The 12,879-nt window shown below is 64.7% G+C and carries 13 protein-coding genes; 5 read left to right on the top strand and 8 right to left on the bottom strand.

Annotated features, from left to right (window positions below; translation table 11 throughout):
- The first annotated feature begins 124 nt into the window (after positions 1-124).
- Both BCCGELA001_RS26670 and BCCGELA001_RS26665 read left to right on the top strand, forming a co-directional pair.
- On the top strand, positions 125-1,009 hold the full coding sequence (locus BCCGELA001_RS26670) for a substrate-binding domain-containing protein (RefSeq protein WP_060736683.1): 885 nt from the start codon (positions 125-127) through the stop codon (positions 1,007-1,009).
- Positions 1,006-1,563 carry a PQQ-dependent catabolism-associated CXXCW motif protein gene (locus tag BCCGELA001_RS26665; protein WP_060736682.1) on the top strand — a complete coding sequence of 186 codons (558 nt, stop codon included), beginning with the start codon at positions 1,006-1,008 and terminating at the stop codon, positions 1,561-1,563. The genes BCCGELA001_RS26670 and BCCGELA001_RS26665 overlap by 4 nt, the downstream gene beginning before the upstream one ends.
- Before the next feature lie 39 nt (positions 1,564-1,602).
- On the opposite strand, the gene BCCGELA001_RS26660 is transcribed toward BCCGELA001_RS26665, so the two are convergent.
- From BCCGELA001_RS26660 to BCCGELA001_RS26635, 6 genes are all read right to left on the bottom strand, one after another.
- On the bottom strand, positions 1,603-1,905 hold the full coding sequence (locus tag BCCGELA001_RS26660; RefSeq protein WP_008562514.1) for a copper-binding protein: 303 nt from the start codon (positions 1,903-1,905) through the stop codon (positions 1,603-1,605).
- A 142-nt stretch (positions 1,906-2,047) separates the two neighbouring features.
- Positions 2,048-2,656, bottom strand: coding sequence for a hypothetical protein (locus BCCGELA001_RS26655; RefSeq protein WP_008562515.1), 609 nt, complete (start codon positions 2,654-2,656; stop codon positions 2,048-2,050).
- Positions 2,653-3,501, bottom strand: a complete 849-nt coding sequence (locus BCCGELA001_RS26650) for an ABC transporter permease (RefSeq protein WP_008562518.1) — start codon at positions 3,499-3,501, stop codon at positions 2,653-2,655. The genes BCCGELA001_RS26655 and BCCGELA001_RS26650 overlap by 4 nt, the downstream gene beginning before the upstream one ends.
- Positions 3,498-4,304: an ABC transporter ATP-binding protein gene (locus BCCGELA001_RS26645; protein WP_008562521.1), complete on the bottom strand. Its 807-nt coding sequence runs from the start codon at positions 4,302-4,304 to the stop codon at positions 3,498-3,500. Before BCCGELA001_RS26645 ends, BCCGELA001_RS26650 begins: the two co-directional genes overlap by 4 nt.
- Complete coding sequence (locus BCCGELA001_RS26640) at positions 4,301-5,269, bottom strand: YVTN family beta-propeller repeat protein (RefSeq protein ID WP_060737851.1); 969 nt, start codon at positions 5,267-5,269, stop codon at positions 4,301-4,303. The genes BCCGELA001_RS26645 and BCCGELA001_RS26640 overlap by 4 nt, the downstream gene beginning before the upstream one ends.
- Before the next feature lie 8 nt (positions 5,270-5,277).
- Positions 5,278-6,459: an ABC transporter substrate-binding protein gene (locus BCCGELA001_RS26635; protein ID WP_060736681.1), complete on the bottom strand. Its 1,182-nt coding sequence runs from the start codon at positions 6,457-6,459 to the stop codon at positions 5,278-5,280.
- Between the two features lie 60 nt (positions 6,460-6,519).
- On the opposite strand from BCCGELA001_RS26635, the gene BCCGELA001_RS26630 reads away from it, so the two are divergent.
- Entirely contained in the window at positions 6,520-7,092 is a 573-nt protein-coding gene (locus BCCGELA001_RS26630) for a DUF3280 domain-containing protein (RefSeq protein WP_144441480.1), read from the top strand.
- A 5-nt stretch (positions 7,093-7,097) separates the two neighbouring features.
- On the opposite strand, the gene fghA is transcribed toward BCCGELA001_RS26630, so the two are convergent.
- Positions 7,098-7,943 (bottom strand): S-formylglutathione hydrolase, encoded by an 846-nt coding sequence (fghA, locus tag BCCGELA001_RS26625; RefSeq protein ID WP_008562539.1) that lies wholly within the window; start codon positions 7,941-7,943, stop codon positions 7,098-7,100.
- A 71-nt stretch (positions 7,944-8,014) separates the two neighbouring features.
- Positions 8,015-8,635, bottom strand: a complete 621-nt coding sequence (locus BCCGELA001_RS26620) for a response regulator (RefSeq protein ID WP_008562541.1) — start codon at positions 8,633-8,635, stop codon at positions 8,015-8,017.
- A 192-nt stretch (positions 8,636-8,827) separates the two neighbouring features.
- On the opposite strand from BCCGELA001_RS26620, the gene BCCGELA001_RS26615 reads away from it, so the two are divergent.
- Both BCCGELA001_RS26615 and BCCGELA001_RS26610 read left to right on the top strand, forming a co-directional pair.
- Positions 8,828-10,186 (top strand): histidine kinase, encoded by a 1,359-nt coding sequence (locus BCCGELA001_RS26615; RefSeq protein WP_060736680.1) that lies wholly within the window; start codon positions 8,828-8,830, stop codon positions 10,184-10,186.
- Positions 10,187-10,351: 165 nt separating this feature from the next.
- On the top strand, positions 10,352-12,823 hold the full coding sequence (locus BCCGELA001_RS26610) for a TonB-dependent receptor (RefSeq protein WP_060736679.1): 2,472 nt from the start codon (positions 10,352-10,354) through the stop codon (positions 12,821-12,823).
- Positions 12,824-12,879: the final 56 nt, after the last annotated feature.

Genomic DNA, 12,879 nt, shown 5'->3' with positions numbered 1-12,879 from the left:
TTTCTGCCTCAGTTGAACGGATTTGGCCCACTGCACTGCAACAAGAAAGCCAACACCAATTGGCAAAACATGGCGCGTCATGCGTTGCATGGATAACATTCAAACAAAGCGAGGAGGAAGCGCGATGACGGAGACCGGACGACATCGTCGCTGGTTGTTTTCACTGTGGGTCCTGGTTGCATCCTGCGTGGTCGGCGATGCCGCCGTCGCGCAGACGAGCGAGACCGGCGACCTCTCCTTCGAACTGGTCGATCCCAAGGTGCTGCGCGTCTGTGCCGATCCGCGCAACCTGCCGTTTTCCAACGAGAAGGGCGAAGGCTTCGAGAACAAGCTGGCCGAATTCCTGGCGGAGAAGCTCCAGAAAAAGCTCGATTACGTTTTCTTTCCGCAGGCCGCCGGGTTCGTGCGCATGACGCTGGGTGCGCATCGCTGCGACGTCATCATGGGCTTTCCGCAGGGCGACGATCTCGTGCAGGGCACCAATCCTTATTACCGCACGAGCTATGCGCTGGTCGCCAAGGCCGGCAGCGGGCTTGAGGACGTCGAGACGCTCGAGGATCCCAAATTGAAGGGCAAGCATGTCGGCATCGTCGCCGGTACGCCGCCGGCAACCAACATGGCGCTGGCCGGCTTGATGGGTGATGCAAAGCCCTATCAGCTGATGATCGACACGCGCTTCGACAATTCGGCGCAGGCGATGATCGACGATCTCAGCGCCGGCAAGATCGATGCCGGCGTGCTGTGGGGCCCGATGGCCGGCTACTACGCCAAAAAGGCCGGCGCGTCGTTCCATGTCACGCCGCTGGTGAAGGAGACCACCGGACCGAAGCTGGTCTATCGCATCGGCATGGGCGTGCGTCCCGCCGACCAGAACTGGAAGCGGCAGTTGAACAAGCTGATTCAGGAGAACCAGGGCGAGATCAACAAGATCCTGCTCGACTTCGGCGTCCCGCTGCTCGACGAGAGCAACCGGCCGCTCGGTGCGGAGACGGTCAAGAAGACGCCATGAGGCCGCATCTTGCCGTTGCGCTGCTTGCTGCCATTCTGGCAGGGCAGGGATCGGCGCAGCAGCAGGAGCCGTTCGAGCCCGAGGGCTATCGCACCGACCAATACCGCGCACCGGTGCCGGCGGCACTTGCCGGCGCACGCGTGTTGTCGACGGCGGAGGCCGAGGAGATATGGCGCGCGAAGAGCGGGGCCTTCGTCGACGTAATGCCGCGGCCGCCGAAGCCGAAGAACCTTCCCGAAGGCACCGTCTGGCGCGATGCGCCGCGGAGGAACATTCCGGGCAGCATCTGGCTGCCCGATACCGGCTACGGCATGCTGCCGCCGGCCATGGACGACTATCTCCAGCGCGGCCTCGCCCGCGCCTCGCACGGCGACAAGACTGCACTGCTCGTGATCTATTGCCTCGCCGATTGCTGGATGTCCTGGAACGCGGCCAAACGTGCGATGGCGTATGGATATTCCAACATCGCCTGGTATCGTGACGGCACCGACGGGTGGGAGGGTGCGAAGCTGCCCGTCGAGGACGCGCAGCCGGAACCGCGCCCGGACCAGTAAGATTGGATGCAGTGCCTGCCTCTCCCCGGAAGCAGGCAGCTATTTTTGCTTCTGCAACTTCGTCAGCGTACCCGTGCCGTTCGTCTCGGTGGCCGTATAGCTCACCCTGTCGCCGGCATGGACGGCGTCCAGCATTGCCGCGTCCTTCGCCTTGTATTCCTGGAGCGCGCCGGCGTTGCCTGTGCTGGCGCCGACCGTGCCTTTCTGCGTTTGCTGGATCGAGATGGTGCCGTTGAGCCGATCGATCCGCGTGATCATTCCGGTCATGTCTTCGGCAAAGGCGCTGGATGTCAGCATGGTGACGACCGCAGCGCTCCCGAGGATGAATTTCGTTGTTCCCATCAAGGCCTCCCGAGGTTGGATGTCTTGGGTTGACTTCGACAAGACATCCCGGAGCGATTTGGTTCCGCCGGATGGCGCGGCGAAAGGTTAACGATCGCGCTGATATCGCGGGAACTTTCCGGAGGCGTCAGTGAGGCTGACGCTATTCCATTTCCTGCTGGATCACGCGCCCGAGCGCGAACAGGCGCTGGTCGATCGTGGTCGGAACCTCGCAGACGAATCGCACCACTTTGTGACGATCCTCGAAAATGCGCGTCTTCCAGATCAGCTCGTTGCTGAGGGCCTCGACCTTGGCCTCATCGCGCGGCGTTGCGCCCTGGAGCGCCTGAAGCGCAAGTGTCTCCTCGCGGATCTTGTCGGCGGCCTCGCGTTGCTTGCGGCTGACGCGTTCGAGCCCGCTCATGACCTGGGAGCGCTGGGCGTTGAGCGTGTCGAACAGGCCGGCAAACAGCAGTTTTGCGTTGGCGGACTTGTCCGAGGCGGAGGCGGCGAGAAACTCCTTCACCGATTTCTCGGCCTCGTCCAGCGGCGTCTTGCGCGCCGACAGCTTTGCGACCAGTGCGCTGACCTTGGCGTCGTCCTTCCACTTGTTCTGGACGTCGTCGAGCGCCGGCCCGGCCCAGACGGCCGAAAGCGAAATCTCCGGCACCTTCGCCTGGGTGCAGGGCCAGTCCGGATAGCGCGGATCAGCCGCGCGGGCAGCCGCGCCCGACAGCGCAATTGCGATGGCAGCCAAAATCCAAGCCTTCATCCTTCGCCTCCCGCCGGTCCGCGTCGCGCCAGCCCACGCGACGGATCATAGGCGAAAATCGCACCGATCATGAAGGCGATTGTGCAGATCGCGACTACTGACAGTGAGATCCAGTTGATCTGTCCGTACAGCGCGAAGCGGATCAGCTCGACCGCGTGGGTGAACGGATTGACCTCGCAGAGATAGTACAGATAGGGGCTGCCCTCCTGGACCCGCCAGAGCGGATATAGTGCGGAGGAGGCGAAGAACATCGGGAAAATGACGAAATTCATCACGCCGGCGAAGTTCTCCAGCTGCTTGATGCCGGAGGATATCAGCATGCCGAGCGAGCCCAGCATCAGTCCGGACAGGATCAGCGCCGGCAGCACGGTGAGGTAACCCGACGGCGGTGGGGTGATGTCCCAGAACCAGGCGATCAGGAGGAACGCATAAACCTGGAGCAGCGATACGGCCGTGCCCGCGAGCAGCTTGCAGAACAGCAGGAACCCGCGCGGCAGCGGGCTCACCAGCAGCGTGCGCATATTGCCCATCTCGCGGTCATAGACCATCGAGAGCGAGGACTGCATGCCGTTGAAGAGCTGGATCATCGCCATCAAGCCGGGCGCGATATAGACCTCGTACAGGATGTAGGTCTCGTAAGGCGGGATGATGGAGATGCCGAGCACCTGGCGGAATCCCGCGGCGAAGATGAACAGCCACACCAGAGGCCGCACCAGCGCCGAGACGAAGCGCTCGCGTTGATGCAGGAAGCGCAGGCCCTCGCGCCAGACGATGCCGGTGAGGCAGGTCATGTACTCGGCGAATGAGAAGCCGCGCGGCGCCTCGCGGGTGGCGATGCTGCTCATGCGTTGCCTCCCGGCATGGTTTGCGCGCCGGTCAGGCGCATGAAAGCGGTGTTGACGTCCTGCGCGCCGGCTTCCGTAACGACCTGGCTCATCGGTCCCTGCGCCAGCACCTTGCCCTGGTGCAGCACGACGAGGTCGTCACCGGGCAGGATCTCGTCGAACAGATGCGTGGCCCAGAGCACGCCGATGCCTTGTTCAGTGACGAGCTGGCGGACATGGCTGATGATGTCGGCGCGCGCCTTGACGTCAAGGCCGACGGTCGGCTCGTCCAGCAACAGCAGCCGCGGCCGGTGCAGCAGTGCGCGGGCGATCTCCAGCCGCCGCATCTGTCCGCCGGAGAGGTCGCGCACCTTGCTGCCCGAGCGCTCGGCAAGGCCGATGCGCCCGAGCAGCTCGGCGCTGCGCGCGGCCGCCTCGCGCCGGCTGATGCCGTGGAGGGCTGCGTGATAGAGCAGGTTCTGCGTCAGCGAGAGATCGAGATCGAGCGTGCGCGGCTGGAACACGACCCCTAACAGCCGCAGCGCCTCGCCGGGGCTTTTGCTGATGTCGTGCCCGAAGATGCCGACACGCCCCGATTGGATGCCGAATAGGCGCGTGATCAGCGAGAACAGCGTGCTCTTGCCGGCACCGTTAAGGCCCAGCAGTGCCGTGAAGCTCGCCGGTAGCACGCGGAAGGAGACGTCGGTCAGCGCCCGCCGCGGGACGTAAGCATGGCTGACGCTGTCGATCGACAGCGCCGGCACCGTGGCCGCGTCCGGCCCCGGCGTCTCGCGCGGTTCAGCGGTCGGGGCAGGCATCGTCATGGCGCGATCGCGACGCCCCAGGGCAGTTCGCCGACCTGGATGGTCTTGATCACCTTTTGCGCGGCGACGTCGATGACGGAGACGTCGTTCGACACGCCGTTGGTGGTGAGCAGATATTTCTCGTCCGGCGTGAACGCCACGTGCCAGACCCGCTGACCGACCAGAAGATATTTCGTCACCTTGCGCGTGGCGACGTCGACCACGGCGATGCGATTGGCCGGGCCGAGCGCGACGAAGGCGGTCTTGTCGTCCTTGGTCATGCCGATCCCGACCGGCTGGATCGCCTCTTTCCGTAGGCCCGGGATCTCGAACGTGACCTTGCCGATCACCTCGTGTTTCCTGGGGTCGATGATCGAGACGGTCCCGCCGATCTCCGAGGACACCCACACTTCGGAAGAATCATGCTTGAACTCGGCAAAGCGCGGGCGCGCATCGACCAGCACGTTGGCGACGATCTGGCGCGTGGCCGTGTCGATGAAATGCGCCATGTTGGTCGTCTCGGACGTGTTGATCAGCGTCTTGCCGTCGGGGCTGATGGTCATGCCCTCGGGCTCGACGCCGACCTGGATGTCGCCGAGGCGTGCGCGCTTCTCGAGGTCGATCACGGTCACCGTGTTGTCGTTCTCGTTGGCGACATAGAGGATCTTGCCGGCGGCGTCCTGTGCGAACAACTCCGGATCGGGACCGGACGGCAGGCTGTCCACCACGGTCTGCGTCTTGGCATCGATCACCTGGATGGTGTCGTCGTCGCCGACCGCGACCATGACGAACTTGCCGTCGCGCGTGAAATCGATTCCGCGCGGGCGCTGGCCCACCTTGATGGTCTTGGTCACCGTCCAGCTGTCGGTGTCGATCACCGACACCGTGTTGCTCTTCTCGTTCGAGACATAGGCGATGAACGCGTGCGCGGGCGCGGCCGCCAGCACCAGTGCGGAGAGAAGCCCAACACGCCACATGCGCGACATCTGCATCCTCATTTCAGCTTGCATTTGCTTTCCGGACGATCGTAGCCGAGCGTGTCGAGCTCGGAGACCTGGTGCAGGAAACCCTCCTGCGGCGACACCGACACCACCATGCGGCCGTCGACCAGCAGGATCGGCTGGCGCAGCTGCAGATTCCAGTCGCGCAAGGTCAGCCGTGTCCCCTTGAAGGCGGCGACCGAGAAATCCGGGCCCTTGATGAAATCGGTGACCTTCTTGACGTCCCCGGAATTGGTGCGGGAGGTGGCTTCGCCGATCATGCGCACCGCCGTCCAGGCCTGCATGTCGAGCGCGGTCATGCGCCTCGCGTTCAGCTTGACGAAGCGGTTCTGAATCTGGAGGGCGCCCCATTGGTCCTGCGCCGCGTCCCAGCTGCGCGGCACGAGGCCGGCCGAGCCCGCGATGGGGCGAGGATCCCAGGTGCGATAGGGCAGGTAGGCGCCGAACACCTCGCTCTCGTCGGCCGCGACCAGTACGTCATAGGCCGGCGCCTGTTGCGTGAAGACAGGCATCTGGCGCTGGATCAGCGTGACGCCGGAATCCGTGCGGCGGGCGCCGCCTTTGTCCTCGAAGCTACGCTCCTGCACGATCTTGGCGCCGAAGCGCGTCGCGGTGCGCCTCAGGGCCTCGGCGAACAACTTGTCCTCGTCATGCGAGCCGACCACGAGCAGCCAGCGCGACCATTTCTTCCACACCAGATACTGACCGAGCGCGTCCGCCAGCATCGCGCGGGTGGGCGCGGTATGGATGACGTTGGCGCGGCAATCGGCCTCGCGCAGCCGCTCGTCGATTGCGCCGACGTTGAACAGCAACGTACCGCGATCGCGCAGCGCGTCCGAGATTTTCAGCAGCGCGTCGGCCGGCAGGTCGGCGATGATGAAGCCGTTCTTGTCGGCGAGGGCGGTTGCGGCCTGGACCGGATCCTCGCCTTCTTTGATGCGACGCTCCTCCAGCGCAAAGCGCTGATTGAGGAATTTCCCGGTGGTGTTGTTGTCCTCGATGGCAAGGCGGGCGCCGGCGACGCCGTCATTCTCCGCGGGCTGCTCCACCAGCGACAGCGTCGATCTGGTGCCGGCGACGCCGAGATAGCCGACGCCGATCGCGACGGGGTCGGCCGCGAGCGCACTCGTCGCGGCAACGCCCAAGCCGATCAGGCCGACCAACCATCGGATCATGTTTCCTCCGGACGATCTCTGCGGCTTGACCGCCGCTGGAGAATTGTCTCTGCTTCAAGCATGACCAATTTGCCAGGGCATGCAACCCCGCATTTCGTCCCCGCGCGCACGAGGATTGGAATCACGATCATGCGAGCGTTGATGTGTTTCGCAGCATTGCTGTTGACGGGCTCGGTCGCGCGCGCCGATCCGCCGAAGCTCGCCGTGTTCGATTTCGAGCTGATCGACACCAGCCTGCCCGGCGAGTTCTATGGCTCGCGCCCCGAGGAGGCGCGGCTGGAGCGCATCAGCGAGCAGCTGCGCAAGGAATTGGCAGAGTCAGGCAAGTTCCAGGTGCTCGACATCGCGCCGGTCAGGGACGCCGCCCGTCGCGCGAACTTGCAGGCCTGCGGCGGCTGCGACCTCAAGCTCGCAGGGCAACTCGGCGCCGATCTCGAGATCACCGGCCTCGTGCAGAAGGTCTCGAACCTGATCATCAACCTGAACATCTATCTGCGCGACGTGAAGACCGGCAACATGGTCGCGGCAGCCAGCGCCGACATGCGCGGCAACACCGATGAAGCCTGGACCCGCACGATGAGCTATCTCATCCGCAACCGGTTGCTGGCGCCGAATTACGGGCGGCCGCAATAGGGGGCTTACCCCTTCAATCTCTCTGCGTGCCAATGCAGATGATCGCCCATGAAGGTTGAGATGAAATAATAGCTGTGGTCGTACCCCGCCTGGCGCCGCAGCGTCAGGGGGATGCTTGCCTTGGCGCAGGCGGCTTCGAGCAGCTCCGGCTTGAGCTGCTCTTTGAGGAAATTGTCGGCCTCGCCGATGTCGACCAGGAAGCCGGAGAATTTCGCCCCGTCTTCGATCAGCGCCACCGTGTCATGGCTGCGCCAGGCGTCCTTGTTCGACCCGAGATAGCCGCTCAGCGCCTTAATGCCCCAGGGCACGAGCGAGGGCGCCACGATCGGCGCGAAGGCGCTTGCCGCGCGAAAACGGTGCGGATTGCGCAGCGCCACCGTCAGCGCGCCGTGGCCGCCCATGGAGTGGCCCATGATCGATTGCCGCTTGGCATCGACCGGAAAATTCTCCGCCACCAGCTTCGGCAGCTCGTCGGTGACATAGCTCCACATGCGATAGTTGCGCGCAAACGGCTCCTGCGTCGCATCGACATAGAACCCGGCACCCAGGCCGAAATCATAGGCGTTGTTGGCATCGCCGGGTACGTCGGGCCCGCGCGGTGAGGTATCGGGCGCGACGAAGATCAGGCCGAGCTCGGCGCAGGCCTTGCGGAATTCGCCCTTCTCGGTGACGTTGGCATGCGTGCAGGTCAGCCCGGAGAGGTACCAGACCACGGGCAGCTTGGCGCCGTCCGCATGCGGAGGAACATAGACCGAGAACACCATGTCGGTTCCGGTCGCCGCGCTCGCATGGCGATAGACGCCCTGCACGCCGCCATAGGACTTGTTCGTCGAGACAGTCTGGATCGTCATGCCCTTAAGCTCCGTGGCATCTCACTGCAATCAACAATGCAACGCTTGTGTGACCGAAATTTGTGGCGCCGTCAGGCAACGCCGCTGTCGATCGCCAGTCGCACCAGCTCGACCGAGGTCTTCACCCCGAGCTTCTGGCGCATGATCGAGGACGTGTTGGCCACCGTCTTGTAGGACGATTGCACCAGCCAGGCGATCTCGGACAGGCTCTTGCCGGCGCTGAGCAGCCGCAGGATCTCCATCTCGCGCGCGTTCAGCTTCGAGAGCGGGCTCTGCGCCAGTGCAGGTCCCGCGAAGGCGATGCTGCGCGCGATCGCGGTCGGCAGGTAGGTGCCGCCGCCGCCGACGGCGCGGATCGCCTCAACGAGGTCGTCGGGGTCGCCGGTCTTGGAGACGTAGCCCTTGGCGCCGCATTCGATCGCGCGCGCGGCGAAGGCAGGGTCGTCGTTCATGCTGAACATGATGATGCGGGCCTCGGGCGCGCGTTCGAGGATGCGGCGCGCGAGCTCGAAGCCGGAGACGGTCGGCAGGTTGATGTCGATGATGCAGAGGTCGGGGCGTTCGACGATGAAGACGCACTCGCCGTCTTCGGCGTCGGCGGCCTCCAGGATCTCGATCTCGCCTTCGTCGGCCAGCACGGCACGGCAGCCGGAGGCGACAATGGGATGATCGTCGACGATCAGAATGCGCATAGGCGTTCCCCGCGACAGCTTCGGACCTGTGCGCCGCAAGAAGCCGACCAGGCAAGACGCGTGCGCCTCATGTCGCCTCATGCAACCCGGCCGGGATTGCTGTACGTTTCCGATTAGATATCCGCCGCTTCGTCTCTGTCAACGTCATCGGACAGGCGGGCAAAACCTTCGCGGGGGCACCAGGCGAGACCAATGTGGCAAAATCTATCCTTACGCGGGCGCATCAACCTGCTGCTGGCGTTGCTGTTGGCCCTGGGGCTCGCCGTCAATATCGGCCGCCAGATCGCAGAGGCGGGGCCGCGCGTGCAGGCCGAGGACCAGAGCGTGATCCGGCTCGCGCGCGAGTTCATCGAGATGATCGTGGCGGACCTGAACGAGGCGCCGGATCCGGATGCGAGGCTGAACCAGATCGCGCGCGATCTCAGCCGCCTGCGCCACGTCAGCATCGCGCTCCATGACGGCGGCGGCCGTCCGTTGACGCCGCCTCGAACCGGGGCCGATGCCGACACGCGCGGGCCGCCGGCCTGGTTCGTCGGGCTGGTTCACCCCGAGCAGACCGCGGTCAGCGTGCCCGTCTCGATCCAGGGCAAGCCCGGCTCGCTGGTGATTACCTCGCATCCGACCGACGAGATTGCCGAGATCTGGGACAGCATCGTGACCCAGCTCGAGGTGGGCTCGGTCGTCGCATTGGTGCTGTTCCTGCTTATGACGAATGTCGTCGGCCGTGCGCTGGCCCCGCTGCAGTCGCTTTCCGAGACGATGCGCGAGATCGAGGGCGGGCACTATGACGCGCGGGTCACGCCGGGCGGCGCCCCCGAGCTTGCCGCGATCTGCGGCAAGCTCAATCATCTGGCGGCGGCGCTAGGCGAGGCGGTCGAGGACAAGCGGAGGCTTGCCGAGCGCGCGGTCTCGCTCCAGGACGTCGAGCGCAAGGAGATCGCACGCGAGCTGCATGACGAGTTCGGGCCGTATCTGTTCTCGCTGCGCGCTCATGCCAGCGCGTTGGCGAAGCTGGCGGACGGCCGCGAACCGAGTGCCGAAGCGGTCCGAAAGCATGGCAGCGCCTTGCTGGAGCAGATCAACGCGCTCCAGCAGTTCACCCGCCGGGTGCTGGAGCGGCTGCGCCCCGTCGGTCTTGCCGAGCTCGGTCTGCGTCAGGCGCTGGAATCGCTGCTGCGGCTGTGGCGGGAGTCGCATCCGGAGGTCGCGATCGAGACCACGATCTCGCCCGAGCTGGGCACGACCGGGGAGACCGCGGACCTCACCATCTACCGCATCGTGCAGGAGGCGCTCACCAACGTGTTCCGCCACGCCGGTGCGACCTCGGTCAATGTCGTCATCGAGCCCGCAGGGCAGCTCGGACGCGACGGCCGCTTTTGCGCGAGGGTGCGCGTCAGCGACAATGGCCGCGGCATGGAGCTGGGTCAGAAGCTCGGGTTCGGCCTTGTCGGCATGCGGGAGCGGATTCTGGCCCTGGGCGGTACGCTCAACGTCGTTTCCGGGGACGGCGGCTTGACGGTCGAGGCGCTGGTGCCGATGGCGGCGGCCTGATCGCGCCCGAAACGATCGGGAAAAATTCCCGATCTGATCGGGAAAACGGGTGTGGATACCGCCCGATCTTTTGTGGCTGGCGCACCCATTACGGCCGAATAAACTCGTCTGGACAAATCGGCGAAAAAATCAAAACAGCCGGTCGTTGCGGATGGGAAGGCGGGGATGGGCAAGGTTCTTTCGTTCAAGTTTCGTTTGTTGATGGCTTCGGTATCGACCGGGCTGGTCTCGGGTTTGGTCTATGCCGGCCCTGCCGGGGCCGCTCCGGACGAGGAGACCAACGTCCAGAACCTGCCGCCGGTCGAGGTGACCGCACCACCGCCGGCAACGCGGCGCGCGGCGCCGTCGCGACCGGTGGCGCGCATAGGCGCGCCGGGATCTGCCGCGCCGAGGACACGCCTTTACGTCTACCCGACGTCGCCGGGCACCGGCCGGGGTCTCGACGTCGACAAGGTCCCGTCGGCGATCAATGCCGTCGATGCCAGCCAGATCAGGCGCACCAACTCGCTGAACATCACCGATGCGCTGCGCGACAACATCCCCGGCGTCAACATCAGCGAGGTCACCGGCAATCCGTTCACGCCCGATATCGAGTTCCGCGGCTTCGTTGCGTCGCCCGTGGTGGGCACGCCGCAAGGCCTCGCCGTGTACCAGAATGGCGTCCGCATCAACGAAGCGTTTTCGGACGCCGTCAATTGGGACCTGATCCCAACGGCCGCGATCAGGTCGGTGACACTGGTGACCAACAATCCAGCCTTCGGCCTCAACGCGCTGGGCGGCGCCCTCAATCTGCAAATGAAAGACGGCTTCACCTATCAGGGCGCGGAGCTCGACATCATGGGCGGCTCGTTCGGCCGCATTCAGGGCTCGGCGCAATGGGGCAAGCAGGTCGATCAGAACTACGCGGTCTACGGCGCTCTCGAAGGCGTGCGCGACAACGGCTTCCGCAACTTCTCGCAATCGGAAGTCCGGCGCTTCTACGGCGATGTCGGCTACCGGGCCGGCGACAGCGAATTCCACGTCAACATGGGGGCCGCCAAGAACAATTTCGGCGCCAGCGCCACCGTCCCGGCCGAGCTGCTGGAGAAATATTGGGGCGCCACCTACACCACGCCGCAGACCACGTCCAACCGCGTCGGCTATCTCAACCTGACCGGAAAGGTCGACGCCACGCCGACCTGGACGCTTGAAGGCACCGCCCATGTGCGCAGGTTCGAGCAGAACATCGTCGACGGCAATCCGACCGACGCGGAGGAGTGCGCTGCAAATCCGGCGCTGCTCTGCTTTGGCGACGACACCTCGCCCGCCTACGGCGCCGGCGGCGTGCAGCTCGCCAATCCCTTCGCGCCGGGAACGATCCTCGGTGCGATCGACCGCGGCTCGATCCGTTCGTCCACATTCGGCGTGTCGGGGCAAGCCACGAACATCGATCAATTGTTCGGCCATGACAACCGCTTCGTGGTGGGCGCAACCTATGACGCCGGCGTCACGCGCTACAACGCCTCCTCAGAGATCGGCTCGATGGGAGAGAACTACGTCGTCAGCGGCAGCGGCGTTTTCCTCGGACCAACTCCTGCGGTAAATCCCGTCGCCGGCCCCGTCTCGTTGCGGACCGTCAATCAATATAACGGCCTCTACGCGATGGATACGTTCAACGTCACGGACGCCTTCGCCATCACGGGCGGCGGCCGCTTCAACGCGGCGCGGATCACCTTGGAAGATCAGCTCGGAACTGCGCTCAACGGCGACCATACGTTCATGCGCTTCAATCCGGTCATCGGCGGCACCTACAAGATCACGCCGGGCTTGACCGCTTATGCCGGCTATTCCGAGGCCAACCGCGTGCCGACGCCGCTCGAGCTCGGCTGCTCCGATCCAGCCAGGCCTTGTCTCATTGCAGCCTTCCTGGTTGCCGATCCACCGTTGAAGCAGGTGATCTCGAAGACGGTGGAGGCCGGCTTCCGCGGCACCACGGAGCTGAACATCGGCACGCTGGGATGGAAGGTCGGCGGCTTTCGCGCCACCAATCACGACGACATCATGGCGGTGCCGGTCGTTGGCCGGACCGGCTTCGGCTATTTCACGAATGTCGGGCGGACACGGCGGCAGGGACTCGAGGCGGAAGTTAACATCAAGTCGCCCACGCTGCAGTTCCAGGCGAGCTACGCCTTCGTCGACGCGCGCTACGTCGATCCGCTCGAACTCGGCTCGGAAAGCCCGTTCGCCGATCCGGCCACCGAGACCATCCAGGTCAGGCCCGGCAACCAGATCCCCGCGATCCCGCGCCACCGCGTCAAGGTCGGCATCGACTATGCCGTGACCGACGTGTGGAAGGTCGGCGGCAACGCGCTGTTCGTCTCGAGCCAGTACATTGTCGGTGACGAATCGAACCAGTACGCGAAGCTGCCTTCCTACACGGTCTTCAACCTCCACACCTCCTACCAGGTCGCCAGGAACGTCCAACTCTACGGCCGCGTCGACAACGTGTTCGACAAGCGCTACGTGACCTATGGTCAGTTCTTCGACCGCGATGCCTTGCCCAACTTCACCAATGGCGGCGCAGATTTCACCGACCCGCGCTCACTCAGCCCGGCGCGGCCGAGGGCCTTCTATGCGGGCATGCGGGTGACGTTCTAGGACGGGGCGCTGCGCAGCCTCTTTAACCGACCAGAAACCATCGCAAATGATCGGAA

This window comes from Bradyrhizobium sp. CCGE-LA001 (assembly GCF_000296215.2).
Lineage (GTDB): Bacteria > Pseudomonadota > Alphaproteobacteria > Rhizobiales > Xanthobacteraceae > Bradyrhizobium.
The sequence above is the reverse complement of the archived record's forward strand: the minus strand, read 5'-3'. Positions and strand labels throughout refer to the sequence as shown.